The 25050-nt window shown below is 37.8% G+C and carries 26 protein-coding genes; 11 read left to right on the top strand and 15 right to left on the bottom strand.

The window, feature by feature from the left end:
• Positions 1-16: 16 nt before the first annotated feature.
• From MKL32_RS05525 to MKL32_RS05535, 3 genes are all read left to right on the top strand, one after another.
• The gene (locus MKL32_RS05525) at positions 17-763 is read left to right on the top strand and encodes an IS5 family transposase (RefSeq protein ID WP_004912080.1); all 747 of its coding nucleotides are present in this window, start codon (positions 17-19) and stop codon (positions 761-763) included.
• A gap of 67 nt (positions 764-830) precedes the next feature.
• Positions 831-1535, top strand: a complete 705-nt coding sequence (locus MKL32_RS05530; protein WP_243483912.1) for a hypothetical protein — start codon at positions 831-833, stop codon at positions 1533-1535.
• A gap of 98 nt (positions 1536-1633) precedes the next feature.
• Positions 1634-2398: a nucleotidyltransferase domain-containing protein gene (locus MKL32_RS05535; RefSeq protein WP_262578499.1), complete on the top strand. Its 765-nt coding sequence runs from the start codon at positions 1634-1636 to the stop codon at positions 2396-2398.
• 259 nt (positions 2399-2657) lie between these two features.
• Here the strand turns inward: MKL32_RS05535 and MKL32_RS05540 are convergent, their stop codons facing one another.
• The 3 genes from MKL32_RS05540 to MKL32_RS05550 all read right to left on the bottom strand — a co-directional run bounded on the left by MKL32_RS05540 (position 2658) and on the right by MKL32_RS05550 (position 4556).
• Positions 2658-2972, bottom strand: a complete 315-nt coding sequence (locus MKL32_RS05540; RefSeq protein WP_262578497.1) for a putative quinol monooxygenase — start codon at positions 2970-2972, stop codon at positions 2658-2660.
• Positions 2973-2984: 12 nt separating this feature from the next.
• The gene (locus MKL32_RS05545) at positions 2985-3575 is read right to left on the bottom strand and encodes an NAD(P)H-dependent oxidoreductase (RefSeq protein WP_262578495.1); all 591 of its coding nucleotides are present in this window, start codon (positions 3573-3575) and stop codon (positions 2985-2987) included.
• A gap of 108 nt (positions 3576-3683) precedes the next feature.
• On the bottom strand, positions 3684-4556 hold the full coding sequence (locus MKL32_RS05550; RefSeq protein ID WP_151711274.1) for a DUF4349 domain-containing protein: 873 nt from the start codon (positions 4554-4556) through the stop codon (positions 3684-3686).
• 182 nt (positions 4557-4738) lie between these two features.
• On the opposite strand from MKL32_RS05550, the gene MKL32_RS05555 reads away from it, so the two are divergent.
• Both MKL32_RS05555 and craA read left to right on the top strand, forming a co-directional pair.
• Complete coding sequence (locus MKL32_RS05555; RefSeq protein WP_129261515.1) at positions 4739-5110, top strand: hypothetical protein; 372 nt, start codon at positions 4739-4741, stop codon at positions 5108-5110.
• Positions 5111-5474: 364 nt separating this feature from the next.
• Positions 5475-6710, top strand: a complete 1236-nt coding sequence (craA, locus tag MKL32_RS05560) for a chloramphenicol efflux MFS transporter CraA (RefSeq protein WP_270900306.1) — start codon at positions 5475-5477, stop codon at positions 6708-6710.
• Positions 6711-6730: 20 nt separating this feature from the next.
• Here the strand turns inward: craA and yccS are convergent, their stop codons facing one another.
• From yccS to MKL32_RS05580, 4 genes are all read right to left on the bottom strand, one after another.
• Positions 6731-8881: a YccS family putative transporter gene (yccS, locus tag MKL32_RS05565; RefSeq protein ID WP_270900296.1), complete on the bottom strand. Its 2151-nt coding sequence runs from the start codon at positions 8879-8881 to the stop codon at positions 6731-6733.
• A gap of 228 nt (positions 8882-9109) precedes the next feature.
• Positions 9110-9691 (bottom strand): superoxide dismutase [Cu-Zn] SodC, encoded by a 582-nt coding sequence (sodC, locus tag MKL32_RS05570; protein WP_270900297.1) that lies wholly within the window; start codon positions 9689-9691, stop codon positions 9110-9112.
• A gap of 107 nt (positions 9692-9798) precedes the next feature.
• Complete coding sequence (locus tag MKL32_RS05575; protein ID WP_039047116.1) at positions 9799-10896, bottom strand: AI-2E family transporter; 1098 nt, start codon at positions 10894-10896, stop codon at positions 9799-9801.
• A 121-nt stretch (positions 10897-11017) separates the two neighbouring features.
• Entirely contained in the window at positions 11018-11662 is a 645-nt protein-coding gene (locus MKL32_RS05580) for a ParA family protein (protein ID WP_004909505.1), read from the bottom strand.
• 130 nt (positions 11663-11792) lie between these two features.
• On the opposite strand from MKL32_RS05580, the gene MKL32_RS05585 reads away from it, so the two are divergent.
• Positions 11793-12260: a Holliday junction resolvase-like protein gene (locus MKL32_RS05585; RefSeq protein WP_004909502.1), complete on the top strand. Its 468-nt coding sequence runs from the start codon at positions 11793-11795 to the stop codon at positions 12258-12260.
• Between the two features lies 1 nt (position 12261).
• Here MKL32_RS05585 and MKL32_RS05590 read toward each other — a convergent pair whose 3' ends face one another.
• Positions 12262-12897 carry a class I SAM-dependent methyltransferase gene (locus MKL32_RS05590; RefSeq protein ID WP_039047069.1) on the bottom strand — a complete coding sequence of 212 codons (636 nt, stop codon included), beginning with the start codon at positions 12895-12897 and terminating at the stop codon, positions 12262-12264.
• Positions 12898-13098: 201 nt separating this feature from the next.
• Here MKL32_RS05590 and MKL32_RS05595 point away from each other — a divergent pair, with 201 nt between their 5' ends.
• The gene (locus tag MKL32_RS05595; protein WP_026057391.1) at positions 13099-13662 is read left to right on the top strand and encodes a hypothetical protein; all 564 of its coding nucleotides are present in this window, start codon (positions 13099-13101) and stop codon (positions 13660-13662) included.
• A gap of 46 nt (positions 13663-13708) precedes the next feature.
• Here MKL32_RS05595 and MKL32_RS05600 read toward each other — a convergent pair whose 3' ends face one another.
• Positions 13709-14251, bottom strand: coding sequence for a hypothetical protein (locus tag MKL32_RS05600; RefSeq protein ID WP_112986986.1), 543 nt, complete (start codon positions 14249-14251; stop codon positions 13709-13711).
• Between the two features lie 18 nt (positions 14252-14269).
• Entirely contained in the window at positions 14270-15049 is a 780-nt protein-coding gene (locus MKL32_RS05605) for a class I SAM-dependent methyltransferase (protein WP_125297294.1), read from the bottom strand.
• Positions 15050-15170: 121 nt separating this feature from the next.
• Between MKL32_RS05605 and MKL32_RS05610 the strand changes: the two genes are divergently transcribed.
• Positions 15171-16442, top strand: a complete 1272-nt coding sequence (locus MKL32_RS05610) for a hypothetical protein (RefSeq protein ID WP_151816716.1) — start codon at positions 15171-15173, stop codon at positions 16440-16442.
• 57 nt (positions 16443-16499) lie between these two features.
• Here MKL32_RS05610 and MKL32_RS05615 read toward each other — a convergent pair whose 3' ends face one another.
• The 3 genes from MKL32_RS05615 to MKL32_RS05625 form a co-directional block, all read right to left on the bottom strand.
• Positions 16500-17087, bottom strand: a complete 588-nt coding sequence (locus MKL32_RS05615) for a hypothetical protein (RefSeq protein WP_004909486.1) — start codon at positions 17085-17087, stop codon at positions 16500-16502.
• A 155-nt stretch (positions 17088-17242) separates the two neighbouring features.
• Positions 17243-17689 (bottom strand): hypothetical protein, encoded by a 447-nt coding sequence (locus MKL32_RS05620; protein WP_004909481.1) that lies wholly within the window; start codon positions 17687-17689, stop codon positions 17243-17245.
• A gap of 36 nt (positions 17690-17725) precedes the next feature.
• Positions 17726-18142, bottom strand: coding sequence for a hypothetical protein (locus tag MKL32_RS05625; RefSeq protein WP_005403282.1), 417 nt, complete (start codon positions 18140-18142; stop codon positions 17726-17728).
• A gap of 363 nt (positions 18143-18505) precedes the next feature.
• Between MKL32_RS05625 and MKL32_RS05630 the strand changes: the two genes are divergently transcribed.
• The 3 genes from MKL32_RS05630 to MKL32_RS05640 are packed head-to-tail and all read left to right on the top strand — an operon-like array spanning position 18506 to position 21739.
• Complete coding sequence (locus MKL32_RS05630; RefSeq protein WP_204379080.1) at positions 18506-19453, top strand: retron St85 family RNA-directed DNA polymerase; 948 nt, start codon at positions 18506-18508, stop codon at positions 19451-19453.
• 1 nt (position 19454) lies between these two features.
• Entirely contained in the window at positions 19455-21023 is a 1569-nt protein-coding gene (locus MKL32_RS05635) for an AAA family ATPase (RefSeq protein WP_204379081.1), read from the top strand.
• On the top strand, positions 21020-21739 hold the full coding sequence (locus MKL32_RS05640; protein WP_070154435.1) for a retron system putative HNH endonuclease: 720 nt from the start codon (positions 21020-21022) through the stop codon (positions 21737-21739). The genes MKL32_RS05635 and MKL32_RS05640 overlap by 4 nt, the downstream gene beginning before the upstream one ends.
• A 45-nt stretch (positions 21740-21784) precedes the next feature.
• Here MKL32_RS05640 and glyS read toward each other — a convergent pair whose 3' ends face one another.
• A complete protein-coding gene (glyS, locus tag MKL32_RS05645) occupies positions 21785-23854 on the bottom strand; it encodes a glycine--tRNA ligase subunit beta (protein WP_204379082.1) in 2070 nt (689 codons plus the stop codon).
• Positions 23854-24843 carry a glycine--tRNA ligase subunit alpha gene (glyQ, locus tag MKL32_RS05650; RefSeq protein ID WP_004964427.1) on the bottom strand — a complete coding sequence of 330 codons (990 nt, stop codon included), beginning with the start codon at positions 24841-24843 and terminating at the stop codon, positions 23854-23856. The genes glyS and glyQ overlap by 1 nt, the downstream gene beginning before the upstream one ends.
• Positions 24844-25050 lie beyond the last annotated feature (207 nt).

Genomic DNA, 25050 nt, shown 5'->3' on the forward strand with positions numbered 1-25050 from the left:
AATTTTACTATTCGCTATGCCTCGTACCATGCTGACAGATCAACACTGGCAAAAGTTGAAAACTATTTTGCGTAATTTATCTATTCATCACAACTCAAATTTACGTAATTTTATTGAAGCTATTCTCTATAGAATTAGAACAGGCTGTCCGTGGCGAGATATTCCTTCCTATTTCGGTCAATCAAACTCTATTTTCAAACGTTTTAATCGTTGGTCAAGCAGCGGTAAGTTGCTTAGATTATTCAAATTATTAGCATCATGCCCCGATATGGAGTGGATTTTTATTGATGGCTCTCACGTACGTGCTCATCAACATTCTGCCGGTATAGCGAATCAATCCATTTCTAAAAGTGTAGGAGGAAACTCCTCAAAAATACATTTGATTGTTGATTCACATGGCAATCCTATTGATTTCATGATTACCGATGGCACTACACATGACATCAAAGTTGCACCTGATTTAATAGCAACATTAGATTTAAAAGAGACAGAAGTGGTATGCGCAGATAAAGGCTATGATTCAGAACCACTGCGTGAGCAGATCAGAAAAACAGGAACAAAAGCGAATATACCAAAGAAAATAAATAGCCAATCGAACAATGATCATATGGACTGGTATTTATATAAAATCAGGCATTTAGTTGAAAATATGTTTTGTAGATTAAAACAATTTAGAGGGATAGCTACTCGATATGACAAGCTCAAAAGAAATTATCAAAGTGCTGTTGCCTTAGCCTGTATATTTTTATGGCTACCTTTATAGGTTTAATTATGAACAGTAAATGTCAACAGACCCTAGTAAATTATAAAATTAATGAGGATAATAAAATATGAGTATTTCAAAATTCTTTAAAGAATTTGGAGAAATTGTGGAAGGCACTGCTAAATTAACTGGTGAAGCCATTAACGGTGCATGTGGTGTTATTTCAGATATAACAGGTGCAGAATCACTCAAACAAGTAGGGGTTTTGGCTAAAGAATCAACACATCAAACAGGTAAAATTCTTAATCATCTATCTGCAGGAGTTGGCAAGACAACTGAAGGTTTATTAGATGATAATCCTCAAATGCGAGATCAAGGACTTTCTCAATTAGGGAATACTGTTGTAACAACAGCAAAAGGTGTGGTTGGGGGAGTTGTTGTGACTGCCAATAAAGTTGGTGATGTTTTTGAGGCTGTTATCAATGAAGATATGGATAAAGCTAAATCAGCACTGAAAGAGGTTGCAATCATTGGTGGAGCAGCTATTTTATCTGTTGGGGTTCTAGAGGTCGCAGGTGTTACTAATATCGTTGGTGATTCCACTGATATTCCGCCTTCTTCGGGTATAGCTGTAGAAGGGAGCAATGTAGATAATACACATTTTGTAAACCCGCACCATGTAGAAGGGTATACAACATCATCTGGTACTCAAGTTGATGGATATTGGCGAGATGGTGACGGAAATACCGCTTATGATCGTACAGTTGATAATGGTGGAGGGTATCAACAGACGAATCCCGATAATACGATTCTTAATAATCTTAAAGGTTAGGTAAGCTTAAGAATTATTAAGGTTATGCAAATTTATTAAAAGCTAAATAAAAAGTGTATTTTCGTAAGTGCACTTTTTTAAATAGAAGTAAAATTAACATGAACATCCATCACGAAATCGAAAAACTGTTTCAACAGCGCCAAGACATACCATTATTTTATATCGAAAGAGGTAGCCGTTTATGGGGTATGGCAAGCCCTGACAGTGACTATGATGTGCGCGGTTTTCATTTAACCAGTAAAGACCAATATTTTGACTATAAAAAGTACCGTGATCTAATTGAAATCATGGATGGTGATTTTGACTTCGTTTCTTATGATCTTGATAAAATGTTTGGATTACTGGCAAAAAGTAACCCAACGGTTTTGGAATGGGGCAGAGCGCATGTTGTTTATTTTAATGCTTTTCCAGAATGGCAAAGCTTTCGCGATGGACTGATTGAGCGAATCGACTATAGTGCACTATATCACCACTACTTATCGCTGGCGAAAGGCGGTATGAAAGTGATGCAAACTGCTGATAATTTTACTTATAAGAAAGTATTTTATTCGATTCGTGGTTTGATGTCGGCAGAGTTAGCCACTCAAGAAGTCATGCCAGAATTATTGATTACCGATTTATTTTCACAAGTCTCTGAGCATGATCCATTACGTCATTGGGCAGAAGATTATTTGGAAATTAAAAAACAGCAGAAAGAAAAAGCCCAACTTCCTGAAGCGGAACAAGCCGCTATTCTGAATTTACTTGAAACTAAGATTGAGCAGTTGGCTGCTAAAGAGATGCAAAAAGCTGATCGTCGAGAGGGCTTAGAGTGTTATTTAACAGAATATAGCCGACATTTGAAGCAGTATTATTATCAGTAAAATCATTTGCTTATATTTTTCTTTGTCTTGACGGAGTCGTATTGTGTTCTCATTCATATTCAAGATTAGCCTTCGGCTGGAGTTACTTTGGTTTTGCCCAAAGTAACTAAAGGCATTGTCATCTGCAAAACCTGTTCACTTCTTGTATTAATTAAAATTTATCGCAGAAACAGTATCTTCTTGAAATCACGCAGGTTGCAGATGACATTACCGAGTATCATATATTTTATGAGGATTTGATAAATAACCAATCTTTGTTCTAAATCCCATTTTCCAAAATACGCACTTTGACATTAGCCACATGCGCTTTGGTCGCTTCAAAATGCTTTAGCATATGCGCCGTTTGCATATGTGCTTCAAGATGAGCGGTACTTTCCCATTGTTCTAACATCACAATGCTATTTTCATCTTGCGTCTGCATCGCAATTGCTGGTAAATGATCAATCAATGGGGCATAACCGTGACAACCTTCTTCTGCCAATACAGTTGGAATGATTTTTTGGAAAGCATCTAACACTGCTTGGCGGTGTTCTACACCTGCATGTGTCTGAATTTCGGCAATAATTGTCAACATAGCATTTCTCTCTTAAAGGGCAGTCGCAAAAAGCTGATCTAAATGTGCTTTATAAGCTTCGATGTAGCTTGGGACATCAGGCATTTTGATTACATCATTCACGATAAATGTAGGTAATGATTGCATACCCAAGAATTGATTGGCTTTATGGAAAGGTAAATACACGCCATCTACACCCACGCCGTGAAAGAATTGGTCAGGATCAGTGAACGCTTCCATTGGTGCGTTCCATGTCAACGACAACATGTATTTTTTACCTTGAATCAAGCCACCTGAACCATACTTTTTAGAAGCATCAGAACGGCTACGTCCATCGCTTGCATAGAGTGAACCATGACCAATCGTAAAAACATCATCAATATATTTTTTCATCGTCCATGGCGCACCCATCCACCAACCTGGCATTTGATAGATCACCACATCTGCCCATAAATATTTATCAATTTCTGCTTGGATATCATAGTCACTGTCGGTACGTGTCACTTGTACTGTATGACCTAAAGCTTTTAGATGTGATGCTGAAAATTCAGTCAGGGTGTCATTCAATTCACCATTTGAGTGAGCGAATTGTTTCGCGCCATTAATAATTAAAATATTGCTCATAAAATGAAACTCAAAAATAGATTTCTAAAACTTGAGTGCATTTTAGAGAATCTATTGATGAGTAAAAATGCGCAAATAAGCAAAATACTATTGATCAAAAATCAACAATTAGCTGTTTTGTTTTCTAGATTTATAGGCTTTACGAATAAACCAAACTGCAACAATTACAAGGAAAAATGCCCAGAATTGGATCAACCACAAAATAGTTTCTTTAAAATAAGAAAGCCCAATTTTGAATGCATCGGCTATCCGAGTCATTAACGGTTCGCTATCGAGATGTGCAATACGATGAATGTTTAAATCTTGAGTTTTGCGAACCTGTGCTTGTTGAAAATATTCGATGCGTATTGTGCTGTAAGCCAATCGATCTTTGACTTCAAGTTGAGTCAATTGTTGAAGTTGATTATTGACAGTATTCGATGTGCTAGGGCTTTGATTTGCTGTATTAAGTTTTTCTTCTAACAGTTTCAGTTCATATCGCTTAGCTTCATAGCTTTGATTATTAAAGTTCAACATCAAAGGCAACAGGCTATTCAAAAAGGCAGTAACTTGTTCATTTGGAACACGAATCGTAAGTTGTACGGTAGGGATGATTTTTTCATAAACATCTATATGACCATCGAGACGTTCGCGCTGCGAACTATCACTAACCTGATAATTCACTTGTTTTTCTTCGATATAGCCATTTTGTTTGAGGAGTTGCTGTTCAAGTATAGCCGTCGTTTTTTGAACATCTTTGACTTCAAATTGCAGTTGAGCTGTTTTTACTAATTGTCGACTTTGTTCTAGGGTGCTTTGCTGATCACTGAGCAATTGCTCAGGATTTTTTGCAATCTGACTTTGAGATGTATCTTGCGCTGCGGCAACACTTTCAGTGGCTATTGCAGCTTCACCTGCAGGCGCTTCTTCCTTTTTTGAACAAGCAATTACTGAACTGCTTATGATTAAAATTAGAGTTAACTTTTTTGCTAAATCTGACATGTGTGTATGCCTAAAAATTTCTGATATTGATGTTATGGGTTTGTTTTATTTTGAGGATCACAATTGTTATCAAAGCATAGATAAATACAACAAATCTCTCATATGTCGCATACATTTTGTTATTCGACAGTTCATTTTTGCATAGTAGCATAAAAGAATAATGCAAATCGGAAGACTACAAAATGCATAAACTTTGGATCATTTTAGGATGTGGAATTTTTCTGACTGCATGTAATCAACCGATGGCTCAGTCACAACAACAAGCTGCTGTGCAAAAAAGTACAGCGATGCATGCAGTACTACTTGACCAACCCAATTTGTTTCATGATGAAACCAATCTCAAAATTGATCAGCAATTTAATAGTGCTGAAAATCCTACAGATGCTGAGATTACCGTAGAGCAAGCGCAGTTAGATGATTCGGTAGCGGCTATTCGCACTGAATATCAGTTAAAACGTGATCAAGAGACTTGGAAAGTGGTGAATAAAAAACAAAGCTATCAATGTGCTCGAGGAGGGAATACCAAGACTTTCCAGTTTGAGCTATGTCCTTAAATGGTGAGTTATCTTTTTAGGTCGTGTGAAAGTTGAGCAGAATTGTGGATAACTTTTTGGTTATTCACATATCCACACAATTGATTTGCTTTGCTTAAATTGCGGTCATTTTTAAAAAGTGCTAAAGTTGCGCTTGGAAATTTTTCCAATGGGTAAAACTTTTTACCAATCTCACGTAAATAAATTGTTTTCTTAATACACCTTGTGAATACGGTGTTTTCACACTTTTACATGCGCTCTCACTGCATGGAAATCAAAATTTAATTTAAATCAAAACCATAAAATGATGTGGTGCGGAATCTATTTTCTTTTTTTCAGAGAAATAGACGGCACACGAATTGGTTATTTTTGTGAATAAAACATGATGACGAATAATCAAAGCATGACGTTAAACCGTATAACGCTCATGTTTCCATTGGCTTTAGTGCTATTTGAGTTTTCAGTTTATATCGGTAATGACTTGATTCAGCCAGCGATGTTGGCGATCACAGAGCAATTTGCAGTTAGCGCAACTTGGGCACCATCTTCAATGTCATTTTACTTATTGGGTGGTGCTAGTGTCGCTTGGTTACTGGGACCACTTTCAGATCGGCTTGGACGTAAGAAAGTCTTATTGGCCGGTGTAGCTTTTTTTACGATTTGCTGTTTGTTGATTTTATTGACCCATAATATTCAACAATTCCTGACCTTGCGCTTCTTGCAGGGTATTGGTTTAAGTGTGATATCAGCCGTTGGATATGCGGCAATTCAAGAAACTTTTGAAGAGCGTGATGCGATTAAAGTCATGGCATTGATGGCAAATATCTCCTTGCTTGCGCCTTTGCTTGGACCTGTATTAGGCGCGTTCCTGATTGATTATGTGTCATGGCACTGGGGCTTTGTGGCGATTGCTTTTATTTCTTTTCTCAGTTGGTTCGGCTTAAATAAATTTATGCCAGCCTCGCAAGAAAGTCGTAAACAAGCGAAACAACCCTTTCGTTATATTTGGGATGATTTCAAACAAGTATTTAGTAATCGCCAGTTTTTAGGTTTAAGTGTTGCATTACCGATTGTAGGAATGCCACTGATGCTGTGGATTGCTTTGTCACCGATTATTCTCGTGGATGAGTTAAAGCTGAGTAGTGTGCAATATGGCTTGGCGCAGTTTCCTGTGTTTTTTGGTTTGATTGCAGGCAATATCGTTCTGATCAAAATTATGGATCGTTACGCACTTGGTAAAACCATTTTAATGGGTTTGCCGATTATGCTAGTAGGTACTTTATTTTTGATGCTCGGTGTGATTTGGCAAACCTATTTAGTGCCTTGTTTGCTGATCGGTATGACCTTAATTAGTTTTGGTGAGGGAATTAGCTTTTCAGTGATTTATCGTTTTGCATTGATGTCCTCTGACGTATCGAAAGGAACGGTTGCAGCTGCTGTTTCAATATTGATGATGGTGAGTTTCTTCTCAATTATTGAAGTGGTTCGTCTGCTATATACCTATTTTCATATTTGGGCATTTGTATTGACGAGTTTTGCCTTGATAGCTTTTTGGTTTGGCATACCTCGAATGGTACTTAAGCAATATATGCAAACAAGGCTGCAACAAGGCATTCATTAAATAGCGTTGAGCTAAACGTTCTACTTAATTTCTAGTTCAAGTAGTTTATTTTTTAACATCACCAATTCGGGCAGAGTCTCGAGCAATAGCGTCATTTGTTTGAACAATAGTTGCTGTTGTTCTGAGACTTGAGCCATTGAATTTAAACGATCAATTTCACTAAACATCTCTTCGATGTGCTTTTCTGGAAGTGCTTGTCTTTCGATCAATGTTTGATTAAGTAATATTTCACTCTGGTCTAATAATTTCAAAATATCTTGATCTTGAATTTGCTCACGTTGATGACCCAGTGCGGATACATAACTCAACTGACTATGGCTATAGACCAAATAGCGAAATGCATAGTGAATGAGTTCTTGGTTTGGTTCAGGTTCTGTACTCAGACTAGAAATCATATTAGATAATTCAATCTGAGCATTATGGGCGGCACGACGAGCTTTTCGATACTCAAGATCGTTGGAGCGACCTTGATGATATTGCTGGACGACTGCATGCAAATAATTGAGCGTTGCTTGACTGCTTTTGCGGATATTTTCAGGAATATTTCGGAAATTCCAATCTGGCCATATGAAGTTAACCGCTAACCATGCGATTGCACAGCCGATCAACGTATCAAAGATGCGCGGTAAAATAATACTGAAACCTGCGCCTTTCAAATTGAAAATTAACAACACCATCAGCGTTGCCATCACTGTTGCGAGGGCATATTTTTTTTGACGTAAATAGAAAAAATACACCCCGCAAATTACGGTAATGACCAATTGTCCTTCGATACTAGGTACAAAATAAAGAACGGGCACACCTAAAAGCACACCCAACAACGTACCTATCGTTCTAAGTTTTAAGCGACTTTTGGTGGCAAAGTAAGTGATCTGACAAACGAACAAACTGGTCAATAAAATCCAATAGCCATTTTTTGCAAAAGGCATCAAGGACACGGCATAACCTACGGCAAACACAATAGCTAAGCGAATTGCATGACGAAATAAAGCAGACTGAGGACTTAGATGCTGTTTTAGTTTTAACAATAAATCCTGAAAGCCTTGAATATCCTCATCTAGTAAGTTGAGATGAGCTTGTTGATGCTGTGTTGATCGTATTTCGATGTTTTGTGGAAATTGCAGTTGAGCAAATTGTTCATGAATACTTTTTAAGTTATTCAGAATTAGTTCTAGGTTTTTAACTTCAAGATTATTTGGATGTTGAGCAATCCAGTCTTGCATGGATGCTTCTAATTGGGCAAGCGCAGCATCAGCGAGTGGGGTATTTTGATAAGTACTTTTATGCAGCAAAGCCTGACTCAGTTTTTTGCAGGCAGTTGCTTGTAGAAACATATTTTTTTGAATACGAAAAATTAAATCGCTACGGCTAAAGTTCTGATGGATTTTTTCATAGTGCAAATAATTAGAGGTGACTTGCTCATGAATATCTTGCGCAAAATAATATAAGTTTAGCCAATAGATGCTGCTGTTATTGATGCGTGAGGATTTAAGTCGAGAAAGTAAGGATTGTTTTGCTTGATTTAGACTATTCACCACCTGTGCATTTTTTTGTGAGAGTTCAAATAATAGTGTTTCAACATTGTCGACATTATCTGGATCAAACAACTTGGCTTTGCTCTGTAGCAGTTCCCCCATTTCTTTGAAAATCGTTGAAATCTTCTCCTGTAAGGGTAGGGTAGGTCGGATCATAAAAAATAAGATCGAGGTCAATCCGTACCACACAGCACCGATGACAAAATAACTCGGTTGTTGATACCAATTTGCATATTCACCTAGACCAAACATGGTGTAAATCGAAAGGAGAATCGTACCAAATGAAATCGTCGCATAACGTTGACCTAAAGCACCCATGAGAATCAGTGCTGCACTGGACAGGCTAAGGTAAACGATAAACCAAAATTTATAAGGTGCTAAAAATTCTAAAATGGTACTAACACTAAAGAACAGCACACAGACATAGACCAAATTGCGTAGACGAATACTGAGACGATCATCGAAGTCTGTGAGGGCAGCCGCAATTGCGCCTAATGTAACAGGAACAATGAATTGACCTAGTCCCAATCCGTGCAACACCAATGTAGTGCCTGTCAACACAATCAAAATTTGTAGGCAAAACAGTAGAATCGAGTTTGATCGGAATCGATTAAAAAGATGATAAAGACTATTCACGACTATATTTTGCTATGTGTTGATTTATCACCATATAGCCACATTGCGTAGCTAAAATGATGTGCTTATCAAGATATTGTGTCAATTTTTTCAACCCATTTTTGTTGATTTTTCATTTAATAAAACTAAGCAAAATTCGTGCTCATCTTTTATTTATATTCATCTTTATAGATAAATTAAGTGAATAAAATCCTAAATTGTGGATATCTTTTGAGATACCCACAATCTTTACTTGATCACACCACAAGCAATTCTTTCACCACCTCCACCAAGGGGTTTAGGTGTGTCAGAATAATTATCCCCACCTGCATGAATCATAATCGCACGTCCCTGAATATCGGAGAGCTTTAATCGAGGTGCAATAACGGCTTGGGTTGCAAAGCCTTTTTCATTGACAGTGAGTGCAGGTAAATCACCTAAATGACCATTTTCTGGCGTGCCGTGATGGGCAATATTGTCAGGATTGTAATGACCGCCTGCTGCCAGTGCTGCACCCATTTTTCCATCTTTCATTGCAGCTTCACATGACGGCTTCTCGTGAATATGAAAACCATGTTCACCCGATGGAAGTTTCCACAATGCAGGCGTGATGATCAGACCATTTGGACTTTCTTGGAAGGATACTGTACCAATCGAAGCACCTATACCATCGACGCTAACCAGATAGATCGGGATTAAATATTTATGGTCGGAGCTAGTGGGCTGTTTCTGAATTTTTGCGGCATTATTGTCTAAGGGAATTGATGAGCATGCACTGATACTCATCATGATTGCACTAAAAATTGAATACCGTTTTAAGGTTGAAAGCATTGCGAATTATCCTTATCTATTTTGTCTTTATTTGATTGATTCAAACAAAGTCTGAGATAACGCGCAAGCTAGATTCTGTATGACAAGATAAATGGTCAAAATCGCATTTAGGATTTGGTTTCTGGTGGCGCTTCGATCGCAGCAATAGGTTCTTGAATATTTTCATGTAGCCATTCGCGCCAAATCGCTAATAAGATTGCCAAAATCACTGGACCAATAAATAAGCCGACCAATCCAAAGCTGGCAATACCACCCAATACACCAAACATGATTAAGATGAATGGGATTTTTGTTGCTCCTGAAATCACGAGTGGTCGAATCACATTATCTGAGCTGCTGACGACTAATAAGCCCCATACCACAACCCCAATAGCTTCAACTGTTTGACCCTGAGCAAATAACCATAGGCCGACGCTGAGATATGAAATTGGAGTTCCAAAAGGAATCAATGCCAAGATAAAGGTCACCATGGTCAACAACATTGGATTGGGTACATCAGCTACAAAATAGCTTAAACCTGCCAAAATTGCTTGAGCTACAGCGGTTAAACCTACACCGTAAACGACTGCACGTGTTGTTTCAGAAATCGTTTCAAGATAATGATGCACACGAGGACCAATCACCATTTCAAGTGCACGACTCACTTGTGACAGAATCAGCTGACCATCCCGATAAAAGAAGAACAAGGTCATAATGGCAAACGTAAGTTTGACGAGGTTACGACTAATCTCGCTCAAGACAAAACGACCGTAGCTGAGATGACCTTGAATCCATTCAGCGACATTTTTGGTAATACTATTCGGATCAGCACTTAATTCATTGACTGTACGACTGATGTCTTTGCCAATGATAGGGAGGTTTCGAATAAAATCTGGGACTTGAATGTGTCCTGAAAATAATTGTTTTTGTAGATTAAAATATAAATTACGACCTTCGAGTTGCAGCATGAAAATCGCAAAAATAAATGGGATACCAATCACTAAAATTACAAGTGTAATCATAATAGTAGCGTTCAGTGTAGGGCGGTTCTCACCAAAAAAACGACGTTGTACCCATAAATAAACGGGCCATGTCATATAGGCGATAATAGCCGCCCAAAGAACAGGGACAATAAAGTATTTAAGAATACTAAAGCCCAAAAACAATAAAACAAAAAACAATCCAAACAGCAAAACGCGTTGTAGTGTTGGAGCGTATTGTTGCACCATGGTTTTCTCTAGTGCCAAAAGATAATTGAAACCATATTAACTGAAAAACACCCTGAGTGAAATTTTCACTATAGGATTTCAGCATTAAAGATCAAAAGATTAGCCTTAGGTACAGTGCTTAGAACCATTCGCTCGGGTCATCGACCAATTGGTTTAAAACAGGTTGCCATTGATGTTGGATGCTGACAAAGTTTTTTTGTGGCTTATCAAAAACACTTAAACCCTGCATGGCTAATGTTCCATAGGCACTTCTTTCTGATATCCATGCCACAGGTTCTTGTTCAATCTTGTTAAAGAAATCTTGGATATCTTTAGAGCTCGCGCTATTCGGTTTGACACGATTTGCGACCAATAAGATTTGTACTTTTCCCTTGCGAATACGTTTAATCTCGTGAAGATGCTTGAGAAAACGGCGTGTACTATCAATATCGAAAAATGAAGGTTGTAATGGTGTCACAATCGCATGTGCTTCGCTCACCAATTGTTCAGCATGCTCACCTGATAAAGCGCCAGGCGCATCAATAATTAAATAATCGAGATTTTTGGGAGCTTCGCCGATTGATTTCTCATGTCGCCAATCGAGACTTTGAATATTAGTGACAGAGTCGGGGCGTTGTTTGAGCCATTGTAAGGATGATTTTTGATTATCTGCATCTGCGAGAGCGACTTTATAACCTTTTTGTGAGAGCGCAGTGGCGAGCGTAATCGCCGTCATTGTTTTACCACAGCCGCCTTTTTGATTTGCGATTAATATTGTCTTCATGAAATTAGATTTTTTAACGTGTGTTTTGTATTCCACTATACCTTAGCATCTTTTTGAACAGAGTGTGCTACACATGACAAAAGTTTAATGTTGCAGTTAAATAGCAGCGTTATTGAAAAAGGAATGACTTATGTCGGTTTGGCTTGCGATGTTGATTGGTGGCTGTATAGGGGTTGTGATTACCACTCTCATTTTATCAAATAGCCGCAATGGTCGTATTCAAGCTGAATATGAGAAATATATTGCTGAATTGGAACTAGAGCATAAACAGGCATTATTAGATGCTCAAAAGCGTAGTGTGAATACCAGTCGTGCAGTATTAAAAGGAAAAATGGCCGAGCAATTTGCCCCGATCTTACCTGAGTTTCAATATTTACCTAGTGATGCCAAATTTCTTGGTGATCCTGTCGATTATGTGGTGTTTGATGGCTATACCGATTTTCGTGATGGGGATGGCGATGCTGAAGATATTGAAGTGATTTTATTAGATATCAAAAGTGGTGGTGCGCGCTTGAGCAAAGGACAACAGGCGATTGCTCAAGCTGTTCGAGAAGGTCGAGTCCGTTTTGAAACTTTACGGATCGACTTTGATGATTAGTTCAAGGATTCAACAAAATCTTTTGCACTCGAGCAAGTAGCATCTTTTGTGCGATCGCAGGAATCCCCTCGGCATCAAAATATTGCTTTTCAATAAATTTGAATTTTGCTTGCGCTAGGCTCCGTTCGATATCCCGATTTAAATGGCAACCATCTCCAATGCGCTTCTGAATCGGAGTCAGTAAGGTTTGTAAAGATTGCATTTTTACCGATTCTGGATGTTTGACATGCTCAACGAGATGAAATGTTCCTGTAGGTCTAAGCACACGATAGATTTCAGCTAATGCCTGTTCCAGTTTGGGGATACTACACAGCGTCCATGTCGAAATAATATGGTCTAGCGATGCATCAGCAAATGGTAATTTTTCAGCACTGGATTGGACGTGTTTCACGTGGAAAGGTGCATTCTGAACACGCTCAATCGCCAAATGATAAATATCTGGATTTGGCTCAAGCGCATACAGGGTATCTACATTGCCATAAAATGGAATGTTGAGACCTGTGCCAAAACCAATTTCGAGAATTTCACCTTCGATCGGAATGAGTAATTCGCGTCGTTTATCCATCAAACTGCCCGTTTGCATGACTTGATTGAGTAAATGCGGAAAGATTCGGCGTTGATAAAACTGATAAATCATAGAGAATCCATTCGTAGATTTAATGGGGGGCTGTCGCAGCTAGATGTGAAATGTCAACAGACCCTAAACACTGCACAAAAATATGACTAAAGATTATTTGATTGTTACCAAAAAAAGCAACTTTTCTCATGGTCTAAGCATACTATGAAAGCTCAAACGAGTTTATTTGCTATCAGTCATATTTTTGAGGAAGTAAAAGCCATGAAAAAGCGTCTATGGATGAGTTTATGCATGGTGGCTGCACTGGGTCAGGCACATGCTTCTGCCAGTGGAGTGGAATACAATATTGCGAAAGGTTTATCCCCTCAAGTGAAAGACCAATCGATTTCGGTATTGCAGCCTTTCTACGGTAATTTTCGTATTTTAGGATCTAAAGTTTATCAAGATGATGAGCAAGCCAAGTTTTCACCGATTGATTATGCTGTCAGTTGGGGATTGTTCGCGCATCCTGAAATCGCACGTAATATTTCAGTCAGTCAATATGACCGCTATTTGAATTGGAAAATGGACAAACTTCCCGTGCCTGCGGATCAAGCCATGCAAATGGTATCGAACATGCACATCATTCCTGCCAATCCTGAAATTGCCAAACAAATTAAACAAGTGAAACGTGGTGATTTGGTCCAGTTAAAAGGTGAACTGGTTGAAGTCCGTGATAAAGACTTAGTATGGAAGTCTTCGCTATCACCTACAGATATTGGCGATGGTGCATGTGAGTTATTTCGAGTGAATTCGATTCAATGGATTGAAAAGCAGAAAATCTAATTCAAATTAATCCAAGAAAACGAGGGGGATAACCCTCGTTTTTTATTTAATTGCTTTTATTTTCTGTAGCTTGAGCACTTCGCCAATGATGGAGTTGACTTTGTGCATGTAAATATTCATTTAACTGATTAACTTGCTGATTGGTGTCTGTCGTATTTTGTAGTGCCTTTGCTTGGCTTTCCCAATAATCATATAACAAACCTTGAATATAGCGTCCTTGTTCAGTTTTTAGATCTAAATCTTTAAGCATTGTGAGTGCAGAGTTCACATTGTCTTTTTGGCGTTGTGCTTCAAACTCTGGTGTCAACGTATTTTCTTGCTTCATTTTGGCAAGTTCGATTTCCATGCTATCAGTCATCTCAGTAAAGCGACGATCATAGTCATCCAACACAGCTATATCATGTGCATCATCTGCGGTCGTAGGAAATTGCTTGATCGGTGTCTGATTCAATTGACCAATCGCATCTTGACTAGAGCTGGTTTGATTTTCAGTTGCTGCTGTGGGTTCTTTGTCTTTGTTACAGCCTGTGAGAAAAAGGACTGAACTAAACAATGCTGCAAGGACATAAGTGGTTTTAACGGTTGGCATGGACATATTCATCCCTGATTAATTTGATATTTTCTGAAAGTGATAGGCATAGGTGATATAAGGGAAATCTATCTGATCTTGCGGAGATCGTCCTGTAAAATCAAATACAATTTGTTCAAATTTCGCTTTGAACTGTTGTTGTTTAGGATAGGGCATCGCTGCAATAAAACTAGTGGACAATAAGCGTTTGCTGACTACCTGTTCTACCGTACCAGAATGTATCAGTTGAAAGGTCTGCAAACTATTTAATTTGAATAAATCCTGATCATCGAAAACTTCTTTCCAGCGACCACTATGATAACGTGGAGTATCTCCTTCAAAAGGCGCTATTTCATCTGCTAAAGCTTGAACCCAATCAACATTGATGTCTCTTTGATTCCAAATTAATCCTAGATGACCTGATGGTTTGAGGACTCGATGGATATCAGAAAGGCTGAGTTGATTTGCAAACCAATGAAATGATTGCGCACAAATAACACGATCAATAGAAGCATTTTTGAAGGGGAGTGAATCTGCTGATGATTGAAAGCTCTCTATATCTGGGTAGCTTTGTTGGAGCTGCTTTAACATCTCATTTACAGGCTCAACAGCCAGCACTTTGGCACCTGTTTGAATCAGGTAAGGTAAGAATTTGCCAGTCCCAGAACCTAAGTCTATAACAGTTGAACTTTCACCTATTTTGAGACGATCTTGCAGCCAAACCACTATTTCTTGTGGATAATTGGGACGAACCTGTTGGTAAAGTTCAGCACCTAAACTGAAGCCTTTTTGCGCCGAAGGATGTAGGGATTGTGTCATTTTTTGCGCTTTTTAATCTGTTCTATCTCTATAAAATAAGATACTCCGCAATTTGGGTTTGGCAAAGTCATGATTTGGTGACTTTTTGATACCAACCTAGGATCAACTTTTCAGTGTGAGCATGGATAAGCAAATAATATTTGAAGATGAACATATTCGCGTTATTTTTTTGAAAGGTTCAAGCGACACATTAGTGGTTTCTTTTGGCGATTTGATTAGTCGAGCCAAAGGAATGTCCATCAATGCTGAAAAATCATTAATTAAATATGAATACAATGTCATCGGCATAATGCCGAAATTAAAAACATGGTTTCCTAAGGCCAGCATGTTGCAGATGCAACAACAGATTCAGCCAATTCTTGAACAGTTTGAAAAGCGAGTGGGCTATGGCGGTTCAATGGGTGGCTATGCCGCAATAAAATACTCAAACTTGTTGAATATGCAAAAAATTGTGGCATTTGTTCCACAGTTTTCGATTGATCCAGAAGTTGTTGAAGATCGTCGTTATGCAGAATTTTTTGATGCATCTATTCATCAAAATATGCAGATTCAGGCGGATGAGGTCGACGCATCTCGGGAGTATATTCTTGTCTATGATCCCTATTTTGCTGAAGATAAAGAGCATTTCTTAAAAATAAAACCTTTGTTGCCACAGATGCATGTTATTCATTTGCCCTTTACAGCACATGAAGCACTTTCGGTATTGGCAAGCTCGCAACTGTTACATGATTTTGTAGAAAAGCCGTTTGAGCTGACGTATTTTTATCGCCGTGTGCGTGAAGTGAAAAAACAAAGTAAGTTCTACTATCGTCATGTTTTGGATGCTGCCTTATCGAAGCATCAACAAGGATTGTTAAAGATTTTAGAAAACAATGACTTTGCACTTGATGAACGATATTTTGATGCTGTAATGAAACAAAAACTCGTTCAACAGTTGTTTAAATTGCGACAGGGAACTGAGCAGAATTTACATAAATTAGGTGCGCATGCACATTTTGTTCAAAAAATTCAAACAGCAGCGGCCAATGTCTGTACCCCACAAAACCAATTCTTGGTTTTTAACTTGGTTAGTTTAAAACTTGAAAGCTACAGTGCAGAACATATTCAGGAAAATTCACAATACCTTGTGCCTTTGCACTTAAAGCCGAATGCACTAGTTGAGTTAAATTTAAACGATGAATATTATTTCTTGACCATGAATGATCGAGGGGTTCATAAACTGATCAAGTTTGGTGATGCTCTACCTCTAGATCAATCACCACTGATATTTAAACAATATCCAGATTTTTATAATCTTAGTTACAAGCAACTGACTTTAAGTTGTGAAGATGATGGTCTGACGCATTTTATTGAGAGTCATTCTGCTGAGCAGAGTCGATTACAACTCTGTTAAACAAAAAAAGCCCTTACATTGCTAAGGGCTTTTATTTATTAGATGGGTATTAAGTAATTAATTAATGCCGACTTTAGCATTGGTGTTTACATTGGCATTTACACCTAAAACTTTTACACCCACGTTAGTGCCTGCTTGCAGATTTTTCTTATCTGCATTTAAGCCTGTTTTGGCATCTACCGCTGCTGTTTTATTATTCAGCTGCGCTTTTGCATTGGTTTGAGCTTCTAAGCTTAGCGCCTTAGAAGCTGCTTGCTTGTCCGCAATACGTTTTTTCACATCCGCCGTTTTGTCAGCAGCAAATGTTCGACCATCTACGGCTTTCTCTACAGCATAATCTTTCGTATTTTTCACGGCAGTACCCGTAGTATGAATCACTTTTGATCCTATATTTGCAGCAGTACCGACAGTTTTCTGAGATGCATTCACACCTGTGTTGACGGCCGCATGACCAACATGTTGTGCTGCATGACCAACGCCTTGTGCTGTGTTAGCAACTGCACCTGTAATGCCTTTTACCAATCCACCAGATTGAACATTAACTTGAGCAGATCCATTCGCATTTACCCCTACATTTTGTGCAAAAACAGAAGCAGAAGCGAGAATAGTTGTTGTCACGATAGCTGTTTTGATCATTTTCTTCATTGCGGTTTCCTTTAAAGATGTGCCATGTTGGGGCACTTCATGAACGCAAATGAATCATATCGAGCAAATGAGAGAAAGCTATGGATTTCAGCAAAACTTTACAACTAGATTACAGCTTAAAAACACTTTGGATAGAAATTGTGGAGATGGCAAACTTAGCCACATTGGTCCAAAACGGTTTGGTTAAAGTAGCTTTTTAACTTGTCAAAGTTATGTTTTACCTCAGGTTTCTGAATGTCAAATACTGTGGTTTTTCGGGTTTTCTGATCTAATACAGGTTTTTCAGTGGTCGCATTGAATAAACGATTCGGCACATATTGATAGGTCTCAGAAAAAGCCCGACTTAACTGATTGCCTTTAAATTCCCATGATTCCGTACTCTGCCCACCATCAAAATAACCTGTAAACTGGATCATACAATGATTCTTGTATTTATTTAAGGATGCGGCATTGGTCTTGGTATCGGGTAGGGCATCAATGTTCTGAACCAGTTGCAGTTGTTGTAAAGGCTGCTCGGCTTGAGAAGAGAGCGTTGAACACGCGGTAAAGCCAATACTACTGACTAAACAAAGCAAAATGGTTTTAAAAGGCATAACTGTCATTATTTCATTCATTCCTATAAATTTTGTTCAATCGTATTAATTTGATGAGGGTTGGCTCAGTTCAGCACGTTCAATAGGAATATTTCCATCATTGGTTCCAATCACGGCATCTTTGGTGTCTTGCCATTTTTTAGCAGTATATTGTTTGGCTTTTTCGGTTTGTTCCTGAACAATGACGGATTGTTCAGCCGTGTATTCTTTTGTGGTTTTCCACTTTTCACTCATTTTTTGTGAGGTGTTTTCCGATGCACCTTGGATGGATTCACCTAGGTTTTGTAGCCCTTTACCTGTTTTATACAGCAATACTCGACCAAGGCTCGGGTTGTCACCATAAGGGAGTGTTTTTTCAGCCGTAGTCGTGTTTGCATTTGTGGCTGTTGTATTTTCGGTTGCCCAGAGAGAAGACGATGCGATCAGCGTAGTCGCTAAACACAGAGCAGATATTTTTTTCATCATCTTTTATCCTTTTGGCAATAATGTTGCAATTCAAGTTTTATAGCTTATCGCCAAGTTCAAGAAAAGAATGTAGGTGATGTGAAATTGATACTCTTTTGCTATATATATTATGAAAAGTTAAAAACTTTAGATTGTTTGGTTGAACAGACTGTTTTATTATATTTTTACTCTTTAGCTTTAGGACTTAACAGTCTAGTCAGGTGTTTAGCCAGACTCTAACTTATTGATGAATCACATTGAAGAACAAAAGTTTAAATTGTTCGCTCACGTTGTTCGCAAACAATTGAAACTTTTGCTCTTAAGTAAAGAGTATCAAGCTCAGTGAAGGATACTTCCTGAGCTTTTTAATTAGGAAAAATTATGTCAAAAGTTGATATTATTGAATATTTAATGTCTAAGCAAGTTCATAATTTTGATTCTAAAACGGATTTTTTTAAATTTTTCGGTGAAGCTCCAAAGAAATATAAAAGATATGAAATTCCTAAAAGAACTTCAGGTACACGTACTATTGCTCAACCTATTCGTGAATTAAAAGATTATCAAAGAGCTTTGATTGATCATTTTCAAGGATATTTTCCTGTTCATGATTCAAGTATGGCATATATTAAAGGGAAAGATATAAAGAGAAATGCTGAAATTCATTCTCAGAATATTTATTTTTTGAAAATGGATTTTACTGATTTTTTTAGTTCTATTACGCCAAAAATTTTTTGGAAGGCTTGTGAAAGAGCAGGCATAGAATTTGATTGGTTAGAAAAAGAGATAATAGAAAAAACTTTTTTTTGGAAGCCTAGTAAATATTCAAATAAGTTAGTTCTAAGTATAGGAGCACCAAGTTCACCTTTTATCTCTAATTTCATCATGTTTTCGTTTGATTGTGAAATTGCTCAATATTGCGAGGAACAAGGTATTACTTATACACGTTATGCAGACGATATGACGTTCTCCACAAATACGCCTAATTTATTATTTAGTATGCCTGATAAAGTAAGAAATGTATTGATTAAATTTTATGGTAACACTATAAAAATTAATCATCTGAAAACAGTTTTTTCATCTAAAAAGCATAATCGTCATGTCACAGGTATTACTATTACTAACGATGATGAGCTTTCAATAGGGAGAGCTAAAAAGCGTTATATAAAGCATTTAGTTCACAAGTTTATTGAAGAAAAAATTTCTCTTGAAGATTTAAGTTATTTAAGAGGTTATCTTGGTTTTATAAAATATGTTGAACCAAATTTTTTAATAACCCTTGAGAAAAAATATACTCAGAATGTAATTCAAAGAATTCGGGTAGGAAATTGATATGAATACACGTCATTTATTAAGTAATGCACAGAATGGAAATTTTGAGGCTGCAGTTCAAGTATTTATAAATTATAGAGATGGTATATTAGGCTTTGAGAAAAATGAAGGGCAGGCACAGATAGCTTTTGAAAATATAATAAAAATTCTAAATACGGACTTTTTTTTATCTACACTAACTATTTCGAACTTCAGAAAAATTTTAGAACTAGAACTAAATCTCCATAAAAATCTAACAGTATTAATAGGTGAAAATGGAGTTGGTAAAACGAGTTTATTAGAGTCGATTCGTAAAAATTTGATGTGGATTGCTGCTACGGCTCGTAAAGAAAATACCAATGGTGGGACTATTGATGTAGATGATGTAAATAATCTTAATAAAGATAAAGGGGCATATATAGATTGTGAGTTTCAAATAGGAAATGCTTATAAATTCAAAGGTAGGGTAGCACGCCTACCCGAAGGCATCCTTAGCGATTTAAAAAGTGATCTAGTCTCATATCGTGAAATTGGTAAGAAATTTCGCCTTTTAAATAATTATAAAAGTATTGATTTACCACTTTTTGCCCTATACGGAATTGATAGACTATCAAAAGATGCTAGAAAAGCAAGAGCATCAGATTTTGATAAACTTAGTGGATATGATGGTTCTTTAAGTTCAAAAGCGTCATTTAATGTCTTTAGTGAATGGTTGATTCGGTTATTGAAGATAGCAAATACTGTTGTTGATAATGTTGATAGTTTAAAAATTAGAAACCAAGTTGATAGTTTATTGCAAGCAGGTGCTAATAATAAAGATCATCCTTTATATGAACTATATGAAGATTTGGTATCAGTTCTGGAATTGTATCCTAACGATCGAACAAACAATCAATCAAAAAAAGCAATTAAGTTCTTGGAAGAATTATTTAGGAAAATATATCCTGATTTAAATCATATTGAACTTGTTAATGCAGATGATGGTGAAGATAAAGTAGCTTTAAATTTAGAACGAGAAATTATCTTTTTACATCAATTTTCTGATGGGCAAAGAGTTTTGTTTGGGCTAATAGGAGATATTGCAAGACGTTTGCTTTTACTCAATGACGTATCTGATACGCCTTTTGATGGTAGAGGAATTGTTCTTATAGACGAAATTGAACTGCACTTACATCCTAGTTGGCAACAGAAAATTATTTTGATTCTACGTGAGTCATTTCCAAATATTCAATTTATTGTGACTACTCATAGCCCTCACATTTTAACAACGGTAGAAGCTGAATGCATTCGTTCTATATACATAGATCATGAAACAAATACATTTAAATATGAGATACCTAAATTTACAAAAGGTGCGCAGTCGAATGTAGTTCTGGAGGATGTCTTTTATGTAGATCCAAGACCACAAGAAGTAGAAGAAGTTAAATTACTTGAAGAGTATATTAGTTTAGTGAACCAAGATAAGTGGGACTCTGAGCGTGGTACTGAGCTCCGTCAAAAATTAGATGAGTGGGGGAAAAATAAAGAAACAGAGTTAGATAGAATTGATGTTGAAATTTCATTAAGAAAATTTAAAAGATCAAAAAAATGAGGCATATATCTAAATCTGAAGCACCTTTAGGCTTAACCAAATATCTAAATGAAAATTCAACTGCTAAATGGGAAAATTTTAAGAATGAAGATCAAGTAGCTTATAAGGCTGTATGTACTCTAATCAAAGAAGATCAATTAGGTATATGCTGCTATTGTGAAACTGATTTTGAAATATCTAATACGAGTTTAATTAAAGATTTTCGAGTAGAACATTTTTATCCAAAATCAGAAACTTATTTACCTAATACTCAAGAAAATGCTCATCTAACATGGAGTAATTTATTTGGTTGTTGTCATGGTGGTTCAATGAATCATATCGACGATAATCGTTATACAAATCCTAATTTACATTGTGATGCTATTAAGGGAGATAATGACTGGACTAATGAAATACTTAACCCTTTGCATATTCCAGCAGATGCGAAAATATTTTCTTTTGAAATGGATGGTGAAATTATTATTTCAGATCAATGTCCAGTTGAGCTTAAGGTTTTAGCAAAGCAGTCAATAGAAAAACTTAATTTGAATGAGAAAACTTATTTGAAGAAGGCTCGAGAGGCTGTCAGAAAGGAAATGGAAAATCAATCAGCTATTTTAATTCAGAGTGGGAAGACTGTTGAGGAAGCACTAGATTTTTTGAAAGAAGCCTTATTTTCAAATACGGCAACTAATATGAAGTTTTATACTTGTAAACTTGATTATGTTTCTTACTAAAATATAAAAAACCCGCTCTCAAGCGGGTTTTTTATTAGCTAAATCTTAGTGCTGCAACACCGAAATATCCGCAACACTTGTAAACAAGCCACGCAACTGAGCCAATAAACGTAAACGGTTGGCTTTCAATTCAGCATCATCAGCCATGACCATCACGCCTTCAAAGAAGGCATCAATTGGCGCACGAAGTGCAGCCAGCTTAGACAACGCTTCAGTATAGTTACGTGCAGCAAGTAAAGGCTGAACCACTGGTGTCAATGTTTGAAGTTCTGCATAAAGCGCTTTTTCAGCAGCTTCAACGAGATTCGCTTCAACCACAGCACCTTCAGGTGTTGCTTCTTTCGCAAGAATATTGGCAACACGCTTATTAGCCGCAGCTAATGCAGCCGCTTCTGGTAAAGTACGGAAATGATTGACCGCAGTCACACGCTTATCAAAATCAAGAGGAGATTTTGGAGCAAGTGCTTGAACCGCTTGAATCACATCAACTGCTACGCCTTGGTCTTCATACTTAGCACGGTAACGACCTTCAAGGAACGCAACGGCATCCGCACGCGTCTTGTCATGATCTTTAACCACGTCACCATAACCTTGAAGCGCAAAGTTAACCAGTTCTTCAATCGTGACATCGAGTTCATTTTCAATGATCAAACGTAAGATACCGATTGCAGAACGACGTAATGCAAATGGGTCTTTCGAACCTGTTGGTGCTTGACCAATACCAAAAATACCAACCAGCGTGTCTAAACGATCTGCAAGCGCAATCGTTGTACCAGTCTTGGTTTGTGGTAATACATCACCCGCAAACTTAGGTAAGTATTGCTCACCTAAAGCTTCAGCAACTTCATGATTCTCACCTTCAAGGCGAGCATAATACGTGCCTGCAATCCCTTGAAGTTCAGGGAATTCACCTACAAGTTCAGAGGTCAAATCACATTTAGCGAGTAACGCTGCTTTTTCAGCATCGGCTGCATTTGCACCTGTAATTGGTGACAAGGCAACGGCTAATTTAGCAATACGTTCTGATTTGTTCCAAAGCGTACCCAATTGTGCTTGGAATACCATATTGGCGAGTTTTTCTTTACGAGATGCAAGCGGTTGCTTTTGATCTTGTAGGAAGAAGAATTCTGCATCCGACAAACGAGGACGTACAACTTTTTCATTTCCTTCAATAATTTGAATCGGATCTTTCGACTCAATATTTGAAATAGTAATGAAGTAAGGCTGTAATTTACCTTCAGCATTGATCAAACAGAAATACTTTTGATTGTCCTGCATCGTGGTAATCAATGCTTCTTGAGGAACAGCTAAATAACGCTCTTCAAAAGTTGCACGTAATGCAACAGGCCATTCAACCAAGCTGGTGACTTCATCAAGTAAGTCTGCTGGGACAATCGCAGTTGCATTAACTTCATCAGCTAACTTTTTCACTTGATCTTGAATGGTTGCTTGACGCTTTTCAAAGTCTGCAACCACATAAGCTTTTTCTAAAGCAGCAAGGTACTCATTTGCATGCGCCAAAGTCACTGCTTCAGGTGCATGGAAACGGTGACCATAAGTCACATTCCCTGCTTTATGATCTTGAATAGTTGCTTCAACTACTTGATCATCTTTTAGCAATACAACCCATTTCACAGGACGTACGAATTCAGTACGACTTGCTGCTGAACGCATACGTTTTGCGATTGGTAAGTTGTCTAATGCAGTTTGTAAAATTTGTGGCAGTAAAGCATCAAGGCTTTGACCTTTCACATCTTTCAAAAAGCAAACTTTTTCAACTTTGCCTGCTTGGAACGTCGAAAGCTGATCAACCGTGATGCCTTGACCACGCATAAAGCCTTCAAGTGCTTTAGTTGGTTTGCCTTCTGCATCATAAGCGGCTTGAACAGCAGGGCCGTCAAAACGTTTTTGTGTGTCTGCTTGAGCAGCATCAATATCAACAATTTTGAGCGCTAAACGACGTGGTGCAGCATAAGCTTCGATCGCAGCAAAATTTAAGCCTGCATCTTTTAAGCCTTTTTCCGTTTCAGCTTTTAAAGCATCACGTAAAGTTTTTAAGCTTTTTGGTGGAAGTTCTTCACAGCCAAGTTCGAATAAAACAGTATGCTTTGTCATTATTTATTCTCCTTCGCTTTTTCAGCTTGGGCTGCTTCTGCTTCAACTTGTGCTTTTAACTGCGCTAATACTTCATCACGTAAATGTGGTTCTGCCATTGGGAAACCGAGTTTCGCACGCGCAGCCACATAACTTTGAGCGATTGAACGCGCTAAGGTACGAACACGTAAAATATAACGTTGACGCTCAGTTACAGAAATCGCACCACGCGCATCTAATAAGTTAAAGCTATGCGATGCTTTAATCACTTGCTCATAAGCAGGAAGTGGAAGTTCAGCATCCATTAAACGAGCTGCTTCAGCTTCATAGAAATCGAATAATTCAAATAATTTATCGACTGGCGCATATTCGAAGTTATAGGTCGATTGTTCCACTTCATTTTGATGGAATACATCACCGTAAGTGACTGTACCGAATTGACCTTTGGTCCAAACAAGATCGTAAACTGAGTCTACACCTTGAAGGTACATTGCAAGACGTTCTAAACCGTATGTGATTTCACCAGTAACAGGGTAGCATTCAACACCACCGACTTGCTGGAAGTAAGTGAACTGAGTCACTTCCATACCATTTAACCAAACTTCCCAACCTAAGCCCCAAGCGCCTAGTGTTGGAGATTCCCAGTTGTCTTCTACGAAGCGAATATCGTGAGTCAGTGTATCGATGCCGATCGCTTTTAACGAATCAAGATAAAGCTGTTGGATATTGTCTGGGTTTGGCTTAAGTACCACTTGGAACTGATAATAGTGTTGTAAGCGGTTTGGGTTCTCACCATAACGACCATCTTTCGGGCGGCGTGAAGGTTGAACATAAGCCGCGTTCCAAGTTTCTGGACCTAATGCGCGTAAGAAAGTTGCAGTGTGGAATGTCCCTGCACCCATTTCCATATCATATGGTTGTAATACGACGCAGCCTTGCTCCGCCCAATAGTTTTGTAGGGCAAGAATTAAGCCCTGAAATGTATCAATATGCGATATAGCACGACTCATGGTGCATCCACTGGAATCAAACAAAAATTGTGGTTAAGTATAAGGATTTTCGGGTGCAGTGCAAAGGATTCAAGCGTTTCAGCGACAAGTTCTGATAATAAATTATTTAAACGCTTTTGTTTAATTTTCGAGTTAATTCAAAACGTACCCCATAGCAGACATATTTTCCCAGTTGGCAAAGTTCTGAATGGGAGACCATTCACATAA

It is taken from the genome of Acinetobacter sp. AOR34_HL, from assembly GCF_027854795.1.
Lineage (GTDB): Bacteria > Pseudomonadota > Gammaproteobacteria > Pseudomonadales > Moraxellaceae > Acinetobacter > Acinetobacter junii.

Excerpts from the sequence above, each read along its gene's own strand:
- MKL32_RS05525 (WP_004912080.1), top strand. The coding sequence starts at position 17 with ATGCCTCGTACCATGCTGACAGATCAACACTGGCAAAAGTTGAAAACT.
- MKL32_RS05530 (WP_243483912.1), top strand. The coding sequence starts at position 831 with ATGAGTATTTCAAAATTCTTTAAAGAATTTGGAGAAATTGTGGAAGGC.
- MKL32_RS05535 (WP_262578499.1), top strand. The coding sequence starts at position 1,634 with ATGAACATCCATCACGAAATCGAAAAACTGTTTCAACAGCGCCAAGAC.
- MKL32_RS05540 (WP_262578497.1), bottom strand. The coding sequence starts at position 2,972 with ATGTTGACAATTATTGCCGAAATTCAGACACATGCAGGTGTAGAACAC.
- MKL32_RS05545 (WP_262578495.1), bottom strand. The coding sequence starts at position 3,575 with ATGAGCAATATTTTAATTATTAATGGCGCGAAACAATTCGCTCACTCA.
- MKL32_RS05550 (WP_151711274.1), bottom strand. The coding sequence starts at position 4,556 with ATGTCAGATTTAGCAAAAAAGTTAACTCTAATTTTAATCATAAGCAGT.
- MKL32_RS05555 (WP_129261515.1), top strand. The coding sequence starts at position 4,739 with ATGCATAAACTTTGGATCATTTTAGGATGTGGAATTTTTCTGACTGCA.
- craA (WP_270900306.1), top strand. The coding sequence starts at position 5,475 with ATGACGAATAATCAAAGCATGACGTTAAACCGTATAACGCTCATGTTT.
- sodC (WP_270900297.1), bottom strand. The coding sequence starts at position 9,691 with ATGCTTTCAACCTTAAAACGGTATTCAATTTTTAGTGCAATCATGATG.
- MKL32_RS05580 (WP_004909505.1), bottom strand. The coding sequence starts at position 11,662 with ATGAAGACAATATTAATCGCAAATCAAAAAGGCGGCTGTGGTAAAACA.
- MKL32_RS05585 (WP_004909502.1), top strand. The coding sequence starts at position 11,793 with ATGTCGGTTTGGCTTGCGATGTTGATTGGTGGCTGTATAGGGGTTGTG.
- MKL32_RS05590 (WP_039047069.1), bottom strand. The coding sequence starts at position 12,897 with ATGATTTATCAGTTTTATCAACGCCGAATCTTTCCGCATTTACTCAAT.
- MKL32_RS05595 (WP_026057391.1), top strand. The coding sequence starts at position 13,099 with ATGAAAAAGCGTCTATGGATGAGTTTATGCATGGTGGCTGCACTGGGT.
- MKL32_RS05600 (WP_112986986.1), bottom strand. The coding sequence starts at position 14,251 with ATGCCAACCGTTAAAACCACTTATGTCCTTGCAGCATTGTTTAGTTCA.
- MKL32_RS05605 (WP_125297294.1), bottom strand. The coding sequence starts at position 15,049 with ATGACACAATCCCTACATCCTTCGGCGCAAAAAGGCTTCAGTTTAGGT.
- MKL32_RS05610 (WP_151816716.1), top strand. The coding sequence starts at position 15,171 with ATGGATAAGCAAATAATATTTGAAGATGAACATATTCGCGTTATTTTT.
- MKL32_RS05615 (WP_004909486.1), bottom strand. The coding sequence starts at position 17,087 with ATGAAGAAAATGATCAAAACAGCTATCGTGACAACAACTATTCTCGCT.
- MKL32_RS05620 (WP_004909481.1), bottom strand. The coding sequence starts at position 17,689 with ATGACAGTTATGCCTTTTAAAACCATTTTGCTTTGTTTAGTCAGTAGT.
- MKL32_RS05625 (WP_005403282.1), bottom strand. The coding sequence starts at position 18,142 with ATGAAAAAAATATCTGCTCTGTGTTTAGCGACTACGCTGATCGCATCG.
- MKL32_RS05630 (WP_204379080.1), top strand. The coding sequence starts at position 18,506 with ATGTCAAAAGTTGATATTATTGAATATTTAATGTCTAAGCAAGTTCAT.
- MKL32_RS05635 (WP_204379081.1), top strand. The coding sequence starts at position 19,455 with ATGAATACACGTCATTTATTAAGTAATGCACAGAATGGAAATTTTGAG.
- MKL32_RS05640 (WP_070154435.1), top strand. The coding sequence starts at position 21,020 with ATGAGGCATATATCTAAATCTGAAGCACCTTTAGGCTTAACCAAATAT.
- glyS (WP_204379082.1), bottom strand. The coding sequence starts at position 23,854 with ATGACAAAGCATACTGTTTTATTCGAACTTGGCTGTGAAGAACTTCCA.
- glyQ (WP_004964427.1), bottom strand. The coding sequence starts at position 24,843 with ATGAGTCGTGCTATATCGCATATTGATACATTTCAGGGCTTAATTCTT.